The following is a 16,333-nucleotide window of genomic DNA, read 5'->3' as shown; positions in this document are numbered from 1 at the left end:
CATTAGAAAACGGGTACGGGATGCTCCCGTAACGCCGTCAGCAAGGCCGCGGCACTGGCACCACGACAATCCACAACTGTTTTGGCCCCGGCGGCACGCGCCAGCTCGGCAACCCTGGGGCTCGGTACAAACAACGGCAACCGCGCCAACTGCGGCCAGGCATCGCCGGCCAGTTGATGCAGGTGCTCAAAACCTTGTCCACTGCTGACCACCAGCCCGTTCAGGCGTTCCGCCTGGATCCGTTGCGGCAGTAGCGTCGGCGGGTAAATCGGCAATCCCCGGCGGTACAGTTCCAGATACTCGACACTAGCACCAAGCTCACGCAAACGCTCAGCCAGCAACTCGCGCCCGCCCTCCCCGCGCAGGATCAGCACTCGTGCATCGGGTTGTGCGATAGCCTCGCGCAGTCGGGAAAGTTCGAGCAAGGCTTCACTGTCATCGCCTTCTGCCGGGAAGCTCACGTCCAGCCCGTGATCCCCGAGGATCTGCGCGGTCGCCGCGCCGACGCTGAACCACTTCACACCGGGCGGTGTTGGCCAATACCGCTCGAGCAGTTCGACGCCGATCCGGGCGGCCGGCTTGCTGACCACGATGACGGCGCAGAACTGATCCAGCGCCAGAATCACCTGGCGCATTGTGTCAGTGGCTTCAATGGGCATGATGTCCAAAAGCGGCAGACTGTTACTGAATATCCCCTGCTCGGCCAAAAAACTGCTCAGCGCCGCCGCTTCTTCGGCGGGACGCGTCAGCAGCAGGCGCCAGCCGATCACTCGTGACCAGCCTCGCCATAGACCGCTTTGAGGATGGCGTCGGCACCCTGGCTGAGCAGGTCTTCAGCGACTCGTACACCCAATGCCTCGGCATCGCCGCGAGGGGCGCGGGCTTGTGCGCTGAGCAGCAGGCCACCGCCTGGATCGCCCACCAGCCCGCGCAACCAGACCTGCTCACCCTCCAGCACGGCGTAGCAGGCAATCGGCACCTGACAGCCGCCATTGAGGTGCTTGTTGAGGGCTCGTTCGGCGGTCACGCGGGTGGCGGTGTCCTGGTGATGCAGGGGTGTCAGCAACGCATGGATTTCACTGTCGGCGCTGCGGCATTCGATACCCACCGCGCCCTGGCCACCGGCCGGAAGGCTGTCGTCGACGCTGATGGCCGAGGTGATGCGGTCTTCGAATCCCAGACGGATCAGGCCGGCAGCGGCGAGGATGATGGCGTCGTATTCGCCGGCATCGAGCTTGGCCAGGCGGGTGTTGACGTTGCCGCGCAGGAAGCGGATTTCCAAGTCCGGGCGACGGGTCAGCAATTGAGCCTGGCGGCGCAGGCTGGAGGTACCGACGATGCTGCCCTGGGGCAACTCATCCAGGTTGGTGTAAGTGTTGGAAACGAAGGCATCGCGCGGGTCTTCCCGCTCGCAGATACAGAACAGACCGAGGCCTTCGGGGAAGTCCATCGGCACGTCTTTCATGGAGTGCACGGCGATGTCGGCTTCATTTTCCAGCAGCGCGGTTTCGAGTTCCTTGACGAACAGGCCCTTGCCGCCGATTTTCGACAGCGGAGAGTCAAGCAGCTTGTCACCACGGCTGACCATGGGGACGAGGGTCACCAGCAGGCCCGGATGAGCTGCTTCAAGACGGGCCTTGACGTATTCGGCCTGCCACAGGGCGAGAGCGCTTTTGCGGGTGGCGATGCGGATCTGGCGAGAGGACATGGATCAATCCGTACTGAATAGATATGACGGATAATAACAGCTCAGCCAAATCCACTTTGACTTGTATCAGATACTACTCGGCCTCCCTGGCCCCGGATGTCCGGCAATCGGGTGTGAAATTGGTCTGCGAACAGCTTTTTAAAGCTGTTGCATCATTTTGCGCACCCCAGCCACATGACGACGGCTGACGATCAGCGCATCACCGTTGAGGCCTTTGAGGAACAGCTGAAAATGCCCCAGGGGTGTGCGTTGCAATCGCTCGATACGCTCGCGGGCAACCAGTGCATTGCGGTGGATACGCACGAAACGGTCACCGAATTCATCTTCGAGGGCCTTGAGCGGCTCATCGAGCAGCACTTCGCCGCTTTCGTGGCGCAAGGTCACGTATTTGTGGTCGGCAATGAAATACACCACCTGATCCAGCGGAATCAGCTCGATCCCTTTACGGGTTCGGGCGCTGATATGGCTGCGCGGGCCGTTGCCGCTTTCGGCAGCAGGGCGGGTCAGGGCGGAGAGCTGGGCACGATTGGGGCGCTCGGCTCTCTTTAATGCGTCATGTAATTGTTCAGTTCTCACAGGTTTCACCAGATAGCCTACGGCGCTGGCCTGTAAGGCTTCCACGGCAAATTCATCGGGCCCGGCGCAGAACACCACGGCGGGGGGAGTTTCGCGTTCACACAACCGAGCAGCCACTTGCAGGCCATCCAGGCCGGGCATGCGGATATCGAGCAGCACGATATCCGGCTTGTGGCTGTCGATCAGTGCCAACGCCTCTTCGCCATTCGTGGCACTAGGCTCCAGGACACTGTACCCCTCGAGTTCGCCAACCATTCGGCTCAGGCGCTCGCGGGCCAAGGGTTCGTCATCAACGATCAGGACATTCATATTGCGCTGGATTCCTGCGTGAGTCTCGCACAAGGATAGCGTAGACAGGTGAAGTGACGTCCGTCACCGCGATCCACGCTAAGACTAGCGCGAGCGTCAAAAAGTGCCGCTGGTCCGACGGCTAAATTTTCATCTACCGGGCGATTGGCGGCCCAGGCCCGCGTTGGCGATGCATCGCCACAGGGTTTGCTGATACGCAATATGAACACCCCACTCTTCTTATAGTCAGCGGCTGCACCGAGAAATGCGCTGATCCTACTGTCCAACTGTAGACGGTTGCCGGGACGATATTGCTCAATTGGAAAATATCGTTCGGCAAAAATGCGCGGCTCTTGCCCCGGCCCGGACTTTCCCTCCCCCAAAAAAACGTATCGACCAGTGTCAGCGACAGGATTGGCAACCCTGTTATTATCCGCGCCAGCGTTCCACGCCTTCTTACTTCAAGCCGATACGAGCGAATTCATGAGCACTGACAAGACCAATCAGTCCTGGGGCGGCCGCTTCAGTGAACCCGTCGACGCCTTCGTCGCCCGCTTCACCGCCTCCGTCACCTTCGACCAGCGCCTGTATCGCCACGACATCATGGGCTCGATCGCCCACGCCACCATGCTGGCCAAGGTCGGCGTGCTGACCGATGCCGAGCGCGACAGCATCATCGATGGCCTGAACACCATCCAGGGTGAAATCGAGGCCGGTCAGTTCGACTGGCGCATCGACCTCGAAGATGTCCACATGAACATCGAGGCGCGCCTGACCGACCGCATCGGCGTGACCGGTAAAAAACTGCACACCGGCCGCAGCCGTAACGATCAGGTCGCCACCGACATCCGTCTGTGGCTGCGTGACGAGATCGACCTGATCCTGGCTGAAATCACCCGCCTGCAAAAAGGCCTGCTGGAGCAGGCCGAGCGCGAAGCCGCCAGCATCATGCCGGGGTTCACCCACCTGCAGACCGCACAACCGGTGACGTTCGGGCACCACATGCTGGCCTGGTTCGAAATGCTCAGCCGCGACTACGAACGCCTGGTCGACTGCCGCAAGCGCACCAACCGCATGCCACTGGGCAGCGCGGCACTGGCCGGCACCACCTACCCGATCGATCGCGAATACACCGCCCAACTCCTGGGTTTCGACGCGGTTGGCGGCAATTCGCTGGACAACGTCTCCGATCGTGATTTCGCCATCGAATTCTGCTCGGCGGCCAGTATCGCGATGATGCACCTGTCGCGTTTCTCCGAAGAGCTGGTGCTGTGGACCAGCGCGCAGTTCCAGTTCATCGATCTGCCCGACCGTTTCTGCACCGGCAGTTCGATCATGCCGCAAAAGAAAAACCCGGACGTGCCAGAGCTCGTGCGTGGCAAGACCGGTCGCGTGTTCGGCGCGCTGATGGGCCTGCTGACCCTGATGAAAGGCCAGCCCCTGGCCTACAACAAGGACAACCAGGAAGACAAGGAACCGCTGTTCGACGCCGCCGACACCCTGCGCGACTCGCTGCGGGCCTTTGCCGACATGGTCCCGGCGATCAAGCCCAAGCACGCGATGATGCGCGAAGCGGCCCTGCGCGGCTTCTCCACCGCCACCGACCTGGCCGACTACCTGGTGCGTCGCGGTCTGCCATTCCGTGACTGCCACGAAATCGTCGGCCATGCCGTGAAGTACGGCGTGGACAGCGGCAAGGATCTGGCAGAAATGAGCCTGGAAGAACTGCGCAAGTTCAGCGACCAGATCGACCAGGACGTGTTCGCCGTGCTGACCCTGGAAGGCTCGGTCAATGCCCGTAACCACATCGGCGGCACCGCGCCGGCGCAGGTGAAGGCTGCAGTGGCTCGCGGTCAGGCGTTGCTCGCCAGCCGCTAAATCGCCAAAAGCTTCGCGAGCAAGCCCGCTCCCACATTGATCGTCACACACAAAATCCGTGTCTGACGCATACCTCGTGGGAGCGAGCCTGCTCGCGAATGCGATCTTCAGAGCGCAACAGAACTACTTTTTGGCAGCAATCATCGCCATGAACGCCGGCATCGCGGCCTCCCGGTCCGCCGCCACACGCTGCACATTCGGATTCCCCCCCAAAAACTCCAACAGCGCCTTGGCCTTTGGCATCTCGGCCAACAGATCGATGCCAAACAACTTCTTGGCGACCCCACACGCCAGCGGCACGCTGAACAGGAAATACAGATCCGCCACGCTCAAGCTGTCGCCAGCCACGTAAGGGCTGAATTTGGCATGCCGGCCCAGCGCAGCCATCCCCAGCAACAATTCGGCTTTGGTTTTTTCCTTGATCGCATCCGGCAGGGTCATGCCGAAAAAGGCTTCGGGATAGCAGGCCCGGCCTGGCAATTCGATGTACAGCTCGATTTCCTTGGCCAGTGCCAGCACCTGCGCGCGCTCGAACGGATCGCTCGGCAGCAGCGGCGTGCCTTTCTGGCTTTGCTCGATGTATTCGAGGATCACGCTGGTTTCATTGATGAAGCCCTGCTCTACCTGCAGCACCGGGACTTTTCCGCGAGGGCTGATGGCCAGTGCCTCGGGGCTGGAGCCAGCGTAAAACGGTACTTCTTCAAAGGGCAGGCCTTTTTCCAGCAGCGCCAGTTTGACCATGTTGTAGTAGTTACTGACGGAGAATCCATAAAGCTTGATCATCACAAAGCCTCCAGGCCATGCGGGGTGGGCAGTGCCTGTTTATAGAACGCTGCCGGGATTCTTGCCAGCAGCATCACGCCGCTGAATGCGGGTAAACTGGCCGCCTTTCCCTGAGGAGCCTGCCATGAGCGAGCCAACCGATATCGACAACGACGAAGAAGAGTTCGCCGAAACCACCCTGATCCAGGCCATCGAAAACCAGATCGAAAGCGACAACCCGCCGGCTGCCAAGGCGACGTTCAACAAGCTGACGCTGGTGGGTTACGAGCGGGAAGAAATCCTCAACTTGATGGCCCACGTTTTGGCGGTAGAAATCGACGCGATCCTCGAAGAAGACCGCGCGTTCAACACCGAATGGTACGAAGCTGCCCTGCGCGCCTTGCCCGAGTTGCCGCCGGAAAAGCAGTAAGCCCACACATCCCTGTAGGAGCGAGCTTGCTCGCGAAAAACCCGAGAGCGCCACGGGGCATCTGGTTTTACGCGTCATCGTTGACGACCTTCGCGAGCAAGCTCGCTCCTACAGAGAAAAAAACCCTGTCGCGAGCACTGGACATGCCGGACAAGCGGGTTCACCTTAGGGGCGCTGTCGTCCAATTCCTAGAAAGTCTGGAGTCCTTATGTCGCTTACCCCTGAGTTGGTTGCCGAACTGGAAGTCCTCGCACTCTTCAACCTGGACAGTTCCCAGGAAGGTCTGAAAATTCATCAGACCGCTGCCCCGAAACACGTTGCCGCCGCCAAACGCCTTTTTGAAAAAGAACTGACCGACCAGCCTGATGGCGGTTACCTGACCAGCCTGGGTCGTGACGCCGCGCAAAATGTGCAAACCGTGCTGACCATTCTTAACGCCGAAGTAACAGCCTGAATTCTGCCGCATCGCCCACGGAGACCCCGATCCAGGGATTTCCGCGGGCACATTCCCCCTGATTCCTGTCTGCAGCCGATAGAAATCTGACGCCAGAAAAACAAAATCAACTTAAAAGTCCTCGCCTCAAGGCGCTAAACTGCCCCTCATCCGAAGAGCCCCACGTCCGAGCCCTGCGAGCCGGTTTGAGCTGACATGACGCGCACCCACGAAATCCGCCCCGATCTGGACGAGGGAATCGACCGCAAGGTTCTCAGCCAGCTGCGCGCACGTTTTCTGAAACTCAACGAAGGGCGCATGGCTCGCGCCATGGAAGGGTTGTCGACCCGCCAGCAAGGGGTCCTGACCTTGCTGCCGCTTTTTTTCCACGTTAACCATCCGCTGTTGCCCGGTTACGTTTCCGGCAGTACGCCGGCCGGGCTGTCGAATTTCGAGCCGGATGCCAATGTCCTCGCTGAAGCCCAGCGCCTGACCCGCTCGTTTTCCTACAAGCCGCGCCACGGCAGCAACCCGCCGAGGCCGATTCACGGACTGTTCCTGATGGGCAGCCTCGGCACCCTGGCCCAGGCCGACCAGAGCGACATGGATGTGTGGGTCTGCCATGGGCCGGACCTTACCGAGAACGAACTCGCCGAACTGCGCAAGAAATGCCAGTTGCTGGAAGCCTGGGCCGCCAGCCAGGGCGCCGAAGCGCACTTTTTCCTGATCGACCCGACCCGTTTCGTCCGTGGCGAGCGCGATACCCAACTGAGTTCGGAGGATTGCGGCACCACCCAGCACTACCTGTTGCTGGACGAGTTCTACCGCACCGCGATCTGGCTGGCCGGGCGTACGCCGATCTGGTGGCTGGTGCCGGTCTATGAAGAGTCGAGCTACGACCGCTACACCCATACCCTGATCTCCAAACGCTTTATCCGCGGCGATGAAACCCTCGACCTTGGCAACCTGGCCTTCATCCCGCCCGGCGAATTCATCGGTGCCGGGCTCTGGCAGTTGTTCAAGGGCATCGAGTCGCCCTACAAGTCGGTGCTCAAGCTGTTGCTGACCGAGGTTTACGCCAGCGAACACCCCAGGGTCCATTGCCTGAGCCTGCGCTTCAAGCAAGCGGTGTTCGCCAACCGCCTCGACCTCGACGAACTGGATCCGTATGTCGTGGTGTATCGGCGCATCGAGGAATACCTGATCGCCCGCAACGAACCGGAACGTCTGGAACTGGTGCGGCGCGCGCTGTACCTGAAGGTCAATCGAAAACTCACCGGCAACAGCCGCACCCAGAGCTGGCAGCGCTCCTTGCTCGAACGCCTGGCCCATGAATGGCATTGGGACCAGCGTCAACTGACCCTGCTCGACAGCCGCAGCCAGTGGAAAGTCCGCCAGGTCAGCTCCGAGCGGCGGGCACTGGTCAACGAGCTGAACTACAGCTACCGCTTCCTCACGCAGTTTGCCCGTCACGAACAAACGGTCAGCCGCATCAACAAGCGCGACCTGAGTGTCCTCGGCCGCCGCCTGTACGCCGCTTTCGAGCGCAAGGCCGGTAAAGTCGAATTCATCAATCCCGGCATCGCCCCGGACCTGGCTGAAGACACCCTGACGCTTGTGCACGCACCGAACAGGAAAGAGCCGGGGCAAAGCCAGTGGGGCTTGTACAACGGCAGCCTGACGGCACTGGAGTGGGAGCATTTCGCGCCGATCAAACGCAGCCGTCACTTGCTCGAACTGCTGACCTGGTGCCACCGCAATGGCGTGATCGACAGCAGTACCCGCCTGGCCTTGCACCCCGGCACCAGCGACTTGAGCGAATTCGAACTGTTCAACCTGCTCGGCAGCCTGCAACAGACCATCGCCCTGCCCTTGCCCACCGTCGCCGAGGAACCTCTGTTGCGCGCCAGCGTGCCGAGTGAAGTGCTGATCCTGGTGAATGTCGGCATCGATCCGCTCAAGCACCATCGCGACCTGAACATCCTCATGACCACCGAACGCACCGACTCACTGAGCTACGCGGGTGTCCGGGAAAATCTGGTGCTGACTCTGGACCAGGTCACGCTCAATAGCTGGAACGAAGTGCTGGTTGGCCGTTACGACGGCCCCCACGCCCTGCTCGACTGCATCCGCGACTACCTCAACAACCTGCCGGCCGGGCCGCAACAGCCGAAGCTGCGAGTGCGTTGCTTCTGCCATAACCGCGCGCAGTTCATTGCCCAACGGGTCGAGGAAATCCTCGATACCGCACAGAACCTGCTGCTGAGCCGGCTCAATCATCGTTACCTGATCCAGGTCCAGCAGCACTACCACGTGCTGGAGTTGGTGCCGGGCCAGGTCCAGCACATCGCGCTGGCCACTCTGCCGGCACTGATCGATTACCTGGGCGAAGAAATGGCGAGCTACAGCCCGTTGCACCTCGATCCGAAGGCACTGGAAGACCACGACCTCGCGCTGTTCCTGCCAACGGGCCAACCGGACTGCATTCAAGTGTTCTATAGGGTCAACGAAGATCAGGCTGATCTGTACGTGCTCGATGAGTTCAACGCCCTGTGGCAGCAACGCCTGCCCTGGCACGATGAGCAAAGCCTGCTGGTGCCGCTGCAGCGTTTCCTGCAATCGATCCAGTACCGTCGCGATGCCTTGTTGCCGATGGACGCAGCCCACCCGCTGAACCTCGACACCCTGTACTGCCAGTTGCTGCCGTCAGGCCCTGGCCGCGCACGCCGCATCGAAGCCCGGCCGGTGCCGCAGACGCCAGTGAACAAGCCGTTCTACGACGTGCAGGCGATCGTCGGCAAAGCCGCACCGGGTCAGGTGCAGGTGACGCTGTATTGCAATCAACGGGAATTTTCCGAGCTGGAACATGGCGACCAGCTGTTCCGCGTGGTCGCCCGGGAAATCGTCGGGCAGCGCCGGGAAACCGAACGCTACCGCTGCTACATCACCGACCTCGACCTGTCAGGCCTGCTCGGCGAAGGTCAGAGTTCCACCCATTTGTACCTGCGCTACAAAGCCGACCTGGAGCACGCATTGAACGAGGCGCTCGATCAGGTCTGAGGGGGAGTCACTCCGGGAACGCGCCGCCATTGGCCGGCTGCGATTCGACTTCCAGCAGTGTCAGCTTCAGGGTCTTGCCGCCCGGAGCCGGCCAATCGATGTGCTGGCCAACCTTCAGGCCGAGCAGCGCGCTGCCCACCGGCGCCAGGATCGAGACCTTGCCTTCGTCGGCGTTCGCATCCTTGGGGTACACCAGGGTCAGGTGGTAGTCCTTGCCACTGCCTTCTTCGCGGCAATGCACTCGGGAATTCATGGTCACGACATCCGCCGGCACTTCATCGTGACCGACCACGGTATCGGCGCGATCCAGTTCGGTTTGCAGCGCAATAACGCCCGGCAGCGTGTCGTCCAGGCTGTCGATCAGACGCTCCAGACGCTGGACGTCCAGACGGGTAAGGGTGATGGAAGGTGAGGTCATGATCTGGGCAGACTCCTTTCTTCTGCACGAAAAAAGCAAAACCCCGCCAGAAAAAGGCGGGGTTTTCACAAGCCTCGATGGGTTGAGGCGTTTCTGGACACTATCACAGCTCAAAAAATATACAAGTCATGGCCAAACCGACGCTATGGACTTGTAGAGAACTCCTGTGGCGAGGGGCTTGCCCCCGTTCGGCTGCGCAGTAGCCGTAAAAACTTGGGCCCGCTACGCGACCCAACGGGGGCAAGTCCCCTCGCCACAATGACTCACTAGGCTGAAGCTTTGCGGTGGGCAGCCTGCTCGCAAATGACGCGCCGACGCTGATCATCGGCCGAACGCCACTCACGAATATCTTCGACATGACGGAAGCAGCCCAGACACACTTTTTGCTCGTCCAGCCGGCACACACCGCTGCAGGGCGACGGTACCGCCGGGCTGACGTTGCTGTAGAGCGGTTTGGGCGCACGGACAGGCGCAGGCTGGGTCACGATCTCACAGGCCTTCGAAATCGAGTTCGACACCGGCCTGCTGCTGGACGATACGCTCAAGCATTTCACCCAACTGCTCTTCGCTCTTGTCGCACATCCAGCGCTCGCTTTCTTCGTCGTAGTCGAAGTGGAAACCACCGGACACCGCCGCCAGCCACAGCTGGCGCAGCGGCTCCTGGCGACTGAAGATCAACTGGCTGCCGTTCTCGAACTTGACCGTCAGCACACCGGCCGAGCTTTCGAGGTCGATATCCAGGTCGCTTTCGTCAAAGATGTCCTCCAGGGATTGCTGGGTGGCATCGACTAGGTCATGGAAACGCGCTTCGGACAAACTCATTACGGCAACCTCAAAAAGTGTCTGATCAGGCTCAAGCGCCGCAAGATACGACCGAGCTCCGTCGATTGCAAAGGATAACGACCTGTGGGAGCGGGCTTGCTCGCGAATACGGACTGACATTCAACATTGATGTCGACTGACACGACGCCTTCGCGAGCAAGCCCGCTCCCACAAGGATTGCATGATACCGACCGGCATCGGGCCGAGCCCCGCCGGACGGGCGGTCCGTTGCATAGGCAAGCTGCCGGGTGGCCGGTATACTCCGGCGCAATTAATGCATTTTCAAGGATTTCGCCATGAAGCGCCTGATCTCTTCCCTTGCTGCGCTCCTCGCGGTTGCCTGCCTTGTGTCGGCCTGCGGTCAAAAAGGCCCGCTGTACCTGCCCGATGAAGACCAGGACCCTGTGGAGCAAGCCAAGTCGTCGCAGCAGCAGCCTGCCTCCAAAGCACACAAGCACGACGTCTACCAATAATAAGGGAACCTCATGGACGCTTTTAACTACCGTGACGGTGAACTGTTCGCGGAAGGTGTTGCCCTGTCTGCCATCGCCGAGCGCTTTGGTACACCCACCTACGTTTACTCGCGCGCACACATCGAAGCCCAATACCTGGCTTACGCCGATGCGCTGGTCGGCACACCGCACCTGGTGTGCTATGCGGTCAAGGCCAACTCCAACCTGGGCGTCCTGAATGTCCTGGCGCGTCTTGGCGCCGGTTTCGACATCGTCTCCCGTGGCGAGCTGGAACGCGTACTGGCCGCTGGCGGCAGCGCCGACAAGATTGTGTTCTCCGGCGTCGGCAAGACCCGTGACGACATGCGTCGCGCCCTGGAAGTCGGCGTGCACTGCTTCAACGTCGAATCCACCGACGAGCTGGAACGCCTGCAGGTGGTCGCCGCCGAACTGGGCGTTCGCGCGCCGATTTCGCTGCGCGTGAACCCGGACGTCGATGCCGGCACCCACCCGTACATTTCCACCGGTCTCAAAGAGAACAAGTTCGGCATCGCCATCGCCGACGCCGAAGACGTGTACGTGCGTGCCGCGCAGCTGCCGAACCTGGAAGTGGTCGGCGTCGATTGCCACATCGGCTCGCAACTGACCACCCTGCCGCCTTTCATCGATGCTCTCGACCGCCTGCTGGGCCTGGTCGATCGCCTTGGCGATTGCGGCATCTACCTGCGCCACATCGATCTCGGTGGTGGCCTGGGCGTGCGATACAAGGACGAGGAGCCGCCACTGGCTGCCGACTACATCAAGGCCGTGCGCGAACGTCTCGACGGTCGTGACCTGGCGCTGGTGTTCGAGCCGGGCCGCTTCATCGTCGCCAACGCCGGCGTGCTGCTGACTCAGGTCGAGTACCTCAAGCACACCGAACACAAAGACTTCGCCATCGTCGACGCCGCCATGAACGACCTGATCCGCCCGGCGCTGTATCAGGCCTGGATGGACGTCACTGCCGTGAGCCCGCGCACCTCCGCTGCCCGCGCCTACGACATCGTCGGCCCGATCTGCGAGACCGGCGACTTCCTGGCCAAGGATCGTCAGCTGGCGCTGGAGGAAGGCGACCTGCTGGCCGTGCATTCGGCCGGTGCCTACGGGTTTGTCATGAGTTCCAACTACAACACCCGCGGCCGTGCCGCAGAAGTGTTGGTGGACGGTGATCAGGCATTTGAAGTGCGTCGCCGTGAAACGGTAGCCGAGTTGTATGCTGGCGAAAGCCTGCTGCCGGAGTAAAACCATGCTGCTGCGTTTTACCAAGATGCACGGCCTGGGCAATGATTTCATGGTCCTCGACCTGGTCAGCCAGCACGCGCACATTCTGCCCAAGCATGCCAAGCAATGGGGTGACCGGCACACCGGCATCGGTTTCGACCAGTTGCTGATCGTTGAAGCGCCGAGCAACCCGGACGTGGATTTCCGCTATCGGATCTTCAACTCCGACGGCTCCGAAGTGGAACAGTGCGGCAACGGTGCGCGCTGCTTCGCCCGTTTCGTGCTCGACAAGCGCCTGACTGCAAAACGTGTGATTCGCGTCGAGACCAAAAGCGGCGTCATCGAGCTCGACGTGCGTAACGACGGCCAGATCAGCGTCAACATGGGCGCCCCGCGCCTGGTGCCGGCGGATATTCCGTTCCAGGCATCGGAGCAGGCCAAGAGTTATCAGGTCGACGTCGATGGCACCCCGGTCGATCTGGCCGCCGTGTCCATGGGCAACCCCCATGCCGTGCTGCGGGTCAGCGATATCAACAACGCGCCGGTGCATGAGCTGGGCCCGAAAATCGAACATCACCCGCGCTTCCCGGCACGGGTCAATGTCGGTTTTCTCCAGGTCATCGACCGGAGCCGCGCGCAATTGCGCGTCTGGGAGCGTGGAGCCGGGGAAACCCAGGCTTGCGGAACCGGCGCCTGTGCCGCCGCAGTGGCCGCGATCAGCCAGGGGTGGATGGATTCGCCGCTATTGATCGACCTGCCTGGCGGGCGCTTGTCCATCGAATGGGCAGGCCCTGGCCAACCGGTGATGATGACCGGCCCGGCAGTGCGCGTATATGAAGGACAAGTGCGTCTTTGAGTGAGCGAAATCCATGACCGACAAGCCTCAGGTACCCGCACGACAAGCTGACGAATCACCGTCCGAAAGCCTCGAGGCGGCGGCTGTAGCCGCGTACCTGGAGGCTCATCCGGACTTCTTCGTCGAGCACGAAGAACTGCTCCCGTCCCTGCGTATCCCCCATCGGCGCGGCGATACCGTGTCGCTGGTCGAGCGTCAGATGACCATCCTGCGCGACCGCAACATTGAACTGCGTCATCGCCTGTCGCATTTGATGGACGTGGCCCGGGACAACGACCGCCTGTTCGAAAAGACCCGTCGCCTGATCCTGGCATTGATGGATGCTGCCAGCCTGGAAGACGTGGTGATGTGCGTCGAAGACAGCCTGCGCCAGGAATTCCAGGTGCCCTTCGTCAGCCTCATCCTGCTCGGCGACAACGCCATGCCGGTGGGCCGCTGGGTCACCCACGCCGAAGCTCAAGTGGCCATCGGCGGTTTGCTCTCGGAAGACAAAAGCGTCAGCGGCAGCCTGCGCGAGCATGAACTGGACTTCCTTTTCGGCGAAGAACAGCGCAAGCAGATCGGCTCCACCGCGGTTGTCGCCATCAGCCACCAGGGCATCCACGGCATCCTGGCCATCGCCAGCCGTGATCCGCAGCACTACAAAAGCTCGGTGGGCACCTTGTTCCTGAGCTACATCGCTGAAGTCATGGGTCGCGTGCTGCCACGGGTCAACAATTCCCTGCGCTCGGTACGCTGAACATGGAACGACAACTGGACGCTTACTGCGAACACCTGCGCAGTGAGCGGCAGGTGTCGCCGCACACACTGTCGGCCTACCGCCGCGACCTCGATAAAGTGCTGGGCTGGTGCGTCAAACAGAATATCGGCAGCTGGGCGGCGCTGGACATCCAGCGCCTGCGTAGCCTGGTTGCCCGTCTGCATGCCCAAGGCCAATCGTCCCGCAGCCTGGCGCGATTACTGTCAGCCGTTCGCGGGCTCTATCACTACCTGAACCGCGAAGGCCTGTGCGACCACGATCCGGCCAATGGCCTCGCGCCGCCCAAAGGCGAACGCCGCCTGCCGAAAACCCTCGACACCGACCGCGCCCTGCAACTGCTGGAAGGTGGGGTCGAGGATGACTTTCTGGCACGTCGGGACCAAGCGATTCTCGAGCTGTTCTATTCCTCCGGCTTGCGGCTTTCGGAGCTGACGGGGCTCAATCTCGATCAGCTCGATCTGGCTGACGGCATGGTCCAGGTGCTCGGCAAAGGCAGCAAGACCCGCCTGCTGCCGGTAGGAAAAAAGGCCCGCGAAGCGCTGGAGCAGTGGCTGCCATTGCGAGCCATGGCCAACCCGACGGACGATGCGGTGTTCATCAGCCAGCAAGGCCGCCGCCTCGGCCCCCGGGCGATCCAGGTGCGGGTCAAGGCTGCCGGCGAGCGCGAACTGGGGCAGAACCTGCATCCGCACATGTTGCGACACTCCTTCGCCAGCCATTTGCTGGAATCGTCCCAGGACCTGCGCGCGGTGCAGGAACTGCTCGGACACTCGGACATCAAGACCACACAGATCTACACCCACCTGGACTTCCAGCATCTGGCAGCCGTCTACGACAGCGCCCACCCACGGGCCAAACGCATGAAAGGCGACGATTCATGAGTATTCAGTTGATCACCTTCGACCTCGACGACACCCTGTGGGACACCGCCCCGGTGATCGTCAGCGCCGAAGCCGTTTTGCGTGAATGGCTGACCGAGCACGCGCCCAACCTGGGAGCAGTGCCGGTGGAACATTTGTGGGCCATTCGTGAGCGCGTATTGAGCAACGAGCCTGGCCTCAAGCACCGCATCAGCGCCCTGCGTCGGCGGGTGCTGTTCCACGCACTGGAAGAGTCCGGTTATGGGCATGACGAAGCCTCGGACCTGGCGGACAAGAGTTTTGAAGTATTCCTGCATGCCCGGCATCAGATCGAAGTGTTTCCGGAGGTCGAACCGACCCTGGAAATCCTCGCCAATCATTACGCCCTCGGCGTGGTCACCAATGGCAACGCCGATGTGCGTCGGCTGGGCCTGGCGGATTACTTCAAGTTTGCGCTTTGCGCCGAAGACATCGGCATTGCCAAACCCGATGCGCGATTGTTCCAGGAGGCCTTGCAACGCGGTGGCGCGACCGCTGAATCGGCGGTGCACATTGGCGATCATCCAGGTGATGACATTGCCGGTGCGCAGCAGGCGGGAATGCGGGCGATCTGGTTCAACCCGGCGGGCAAGGTCTGGGAAGCCGAACGGTTGCCGGATGCGGAGATTCGCAGCCTGAGCGATTTGCCGGCATTGCTGGCGCGGTGGAATTCGGTATCGACCTGACAAAAAACCTGTGGGATCACCACAGGTTTCATGTTCTTTGTTTCAGGCATGAAAAAGCCCGCAGCGACGGCGGGCTTTTTCAGTAAGCGGGTAGCAGGCTCAAATAGGCCGGCTGCCGTACTTGTTGTCCGGCTTCTTGGGCGGATCGGCGACCACATTGGCCTCCACTTCCTGCACCTTGCCACCCTTGGCCAAAAACTCCTCCATGGCCCGCGCGAGAGCATCGCGTTCCTTGTTCTTGGCTTCGACACTCGGCAGCTCATCGACCGATACCGCTGCCTTGGCCTTGCCTTTGGCGGTCGGAACCGGCGCATCACCACCGTCGTCTTCAGCGACGTCTTCCGCCGCTGCTTCCAGACCTTCTTCGGTTTCGTCGTCGTCGCCTACTTCGAGGTCGTCGTTTTCCAGATCATCGTCGCTCATGTTCTACCTCATGACTTGCGAAAAGCAGATTAGTTATAGCCCAGCTTTGCCCTCTGTCGAAGGCTGCCGGAAAAAAATCAACAGCCGCTGCTGACCAGCGGTTATGCCCCTTCACCGTGCACGGTGGCGAGGACTTTACGGGCACCGCCATGATCACGGTGCTCGCCCAGATAAACGCCTTGCCAGGTCCCCAACGCCAACCGGCCTGCCGCAATCGGCAAACTGAGCTGACAGCCAAGCACGCTGGCCTTGAAGTGCGCCGGGAGGTCGTCCAGGCCTTCGTCGTTATGCTCATAGCCGTCTGTTCCTTGTGGGATCAGACGATTGAAAAATCGTTCGAAGTCGCGACGTACCGCCGGATCGGCGTTCTCGTTGATAGTCAACGACGCCGAGGTATGCTGCAGCCACAAGTGCAACAGACCGACCCGACACGCCTTGAGTTCAGGCAGGCCGGCGAGTAACTCGTCCGTTACCAGATGAAAGCCCCGGGGCCTCGCCCGCAAGGTAATCAGAGTCTGTTGCCACATACAGTTCTCCGCACGTTCGGGGCGCATTCTAGCGCGCTCTGTGAAAAAACAAAGGCCCTAATATTCCTTCAATCCTGTAAGCCTTTGGCTGCACA

General features: G+C 61.1%; 19 protein-coding genes and 1 pseudogene. 10 read left to right on the top strand and 10 right to left on the bottom strand.

The window, feature by feature from the left end; translation table 11 throughout:
• Positions 1–2: 2 nt before the first annotated feature.
• The 4 genes and pseudogenes from KGA98_RS01795 to KGA98_RS28605 all read right to left on the bottom strand — a co-directional run.
• Complete coding sequence (locus tag KGA98_RS01795; RefSeq protein WP_218494643.1) at positions 3–770, bottom strand: uroporphyrinogen-III synthase; 768 nt, start codon at positions 768–770, stop codon at positions 3–5.
• Complete coding sequence (gene hemC / locus KGA98_RS01790) at positions 767–1,708, bottom strand: hydroxymethylbilane synthase (protein WP_090452109.1); 942 nt, start codon at positions 1,706–1,708, stop codon at positions 767–769. The genes KGA98_RS01795 and hemC overlap by 4 nt, the downstream gene beginning before the upstream one ends.
• Positions 1,709–1,846: 138 nt before the next feature.
• A complete protein-coding gene (locus tag KGA98_RS01785) occupies positions 1,847–2,593 on the bottom strand; it encodes a LytR/AlgR family response regulator transcription factor (protein ID WP_057712788.1) in 747 nt (248 codons plus the stop codon).
• Positions 2,590–2,706, bottom strand: a pseudogene (locus KGA98_RS28605) (sensor histidine kinase); the annotation flags it as partial. The pseudogene KGA98_RS28605 and the gene KGA98_RS01785, both read right to left, overlap by 4 nt.
• A 349-nt stretch (positions 2,707–3,055) precedes the next feature.
• Between KGA98_RS28605 and argH the strand changes: the two are divergent.
• On the top strand, positions 3,056–4,450 hold the full coding sequence (gene argH, locus KGA98_RS01780; protein WP_008001478.1) for an argininosuccinate lyase: 1,395 nt from the start codon (positions 3,056–3,058) through the stop codon (positions 4,448–4,450).
• Between the two features lie 123 nt (positions 4,451–4,573).
• On the opposite strand, the gene KGA98_RS01775 is transcribed toward argH, so the two are convergent.
• Entirely contained in the window at positions 4,574–5,233 is a 660-nt protein-coding gene (locus tag KGA98_RS01775) for a glutathione S-transferase family protein (RefSeq protein ID WP_223500590.1), read from the bottom strand.
• Between the two features lie 124 nt (positions 5,234–5,357).
• On the opposite strand from KGA98_RS01775, the gene KGA98_RS01770 reads away from it, so the two are divergent.
• The 3 genes from KGA98_RS01770 (at position 5,358) to KGA98_RS01760 (ending at position 9,135) form a co-directional block, all read left to right on the top strand.
• A complete protein-coding gene (locus tag KGA98_RS01770) occupies positions 5,358–5,642 on the top strand; it encodes a hypothetical protein (protein ID WP_057712786.1) in 285 nt (94 codons plus the stop codon).
• A 208-nt stretch (positions 5,643–5,850) separates the two neighbouring features.
• Positions 5,851–6,096: a TIGR02647 family protein gene (locus tag KGA98_RS01765; RefSeq protein WP_090452110.1), complete on the top strand. Its 246-nt coding sequence runs from the start codon at positions 5,851–5,853 to the stop codon at positions 6,094–6,096.
• A gap of 195 nt (positions 6,097–6,291) precedes the next feature.
• The gene (locus tag KGA98_RS01760; RefSeq protein WP_090452111.1) at positions 6,292–9,135 is read left to right on the top strand and encodes a class I adenylate cyclase; all 2,844 of its coding nucleotides are present in this window, start codon (positions 6,292–6,294) and stop codon (positions 9,133–9,135) included.
• Positions 9,136–9,142: 7 nt separating this feature from the next.
• Here the strand turns inward: KGA98_RS01760 and rnk are convergent, their stop codons facing one another.
• From rnk to cyaY, 3 genes are all read right to left on the bottom strand, one after another.
• Complete coding sequence (gene rnk, locus KGA98_RS01755) at positions 9,143–9,553, bottom strand: nucleoside diphosphate kinase regulator (protein ID WP_057712783.1); 411 nt, start codon at positions 9,551–9,553, stop codon at positions 9,143–9,145.
• Between the two features lie 266 nt (positions 9,554–9,819).
• Entirely contained in the window at positions 9,820–10,038 is a 219-nt protein-coding gene (locus KGA98_RS01750) for a DUF1289 domain-containing protein (RefSeq protein WP_090457714.1), read from the bottom strand.
• A 4-nt stretch (positions 10,039–10,042) separates the two neighbouring features.
• Positions 10,043–10,375, bottom strand: coding sequence for an iron donor protein CyaY (gene cyaY / locus KGA98_RS01745; protein ID WP_057712782.1), 333 nt, complete (start codon positions 10,373–10,375; stop codon positions 10,043–10,045).
• A 296-nt stretch (positions 10,376–10,671) separates the two neighbouring features.
• Between cyaY and lptM the strand changes: the two genes are divergently transcribed.
• From lptM to KGA98_RS01715, 6 genes are read left to right on the top strand one after another with little or no spacing between them, the layout of a single operon-like run.
• The gene (lptM, locus tag KGA98_RS01740; protein ID WP_007980804.1) at positions 10,672–10,848 is read left to right on the top strand and encodes an LPS translocon maturation chaperone LptM; all 177 of its coding nucleotides are present in this window, start codon (positions 10,672–10,674) and stop codon (positions 10,846–10,848) included.
• A 12-nt stretch (positions 10,849–10,860) separates the two neighbouring features.
• Complete coding sequence (gene lysA, locus KGA98_RS01735; RefSeq protein WP_057712781.1) at positions 10,861–12,108, top strand: diaminopimelate decarboxylase; 1,248 nt, start codon at positions 10,861–10,863, stop codon at positions 12,106–12,108.
• Between the two features lie 4 nt (positions 12,109–12,112).
• Positions 12,113–12,943, top strand: a complete 831-nt coding sequence (gene dapF, locus KGA98_RS01730) for a diaminopimelate epimerase (protein ID WP_223500587.1) — start codon at positions 12,113–12,115, stop codon at positions 12,941–12,943.
• 13 nt (positions 12,944–12,956) lie between these two features.
• Positions 12,957–13,682, top strand: coding sequence for a DUF484 family protein (locus tag KGA98_RS01725; RefSeq protein WP_015097340.1), 726 nt, complete (start codon positions 12,957–12,959; stop codon positions 13,680–13,682).
• Between the two features lie 2 nt (positions 13,683–13,684).
• Positions 13,685–14,584, top strand: coding sequence for a tyrosine recombinase XerC (gene xerC, locus KGA98_RS01720; RefSeq protein ID WP_223500577.1), 900 nt, complete (start codon positions 13,685–13,687; stop codon positions 14,582–14,584).
• On the top strand, positions 14,581–15,288 hold the full coding sequence (locus KGA98_RS01715) for an HAD family hydrolase (RefSeq protein WP_150814545.1): 708 nt from the start codon (positions 14,581–14,583) through the stop codon (positions 15,286–15,288). The genes xerC and KGA98_RS01715 overlap by 4 nt, the downstream gene beginning before the upstream one ends.
• A 99-nt stretch (positions 15,289–15,387) precedes the next feature.
• Here the strand turns inward: KGA98_RS01715 and sutA are convergent, their stop codons facing one another.
• Together sutA and KGA98_RS01705 are read right to left on the bottom strand one after the other, a co-directional pair.
• Complete coding sequence (sutA, locus tag KGA98_RS01710; RefSeq protein WP_008050867.1) at positions 15,388–15,711, bottom strand: transcriptional regulator SutA; 324 nt, start codon at positions 15,709–15,711, stop codon at positions 15,388–15,390.
• 101 nt (positions 15,712–15,812) lie between these two features.
• On the bottom strand, positions 15,813–16,238 hold the full coding sequence (locus tag KGA98_RS01705) for a secondary thiamine-phosphate synthase enzyme YjbQ (protein WP_057712777.1): 426 nt from the start codon (positions 16,236–16,238) through the stop codon (positions 15,813–15,815).
• Between the last annotated feature and the right edge of the window lie 95 nt (positions 16,239–16,333).

The sequence above is a fragment of the Pseudomonas sp. BF-R-24 genome (assembly GCF_019947335.1).
GTDB classification, from domain to species: domain Bacteria; phylum Pseudomonadota; class Gammaproteobacteria; order Pseudomonadales; family Pseudomonadaceae; genus Aquipseudomonas; species Aquipseudomonas jessenii.
The sequence above is the reverse complement of the archived record's forward strand: the minus strand, read 5'-3'. Positions and strand labels throughout refer to the sequence as shown.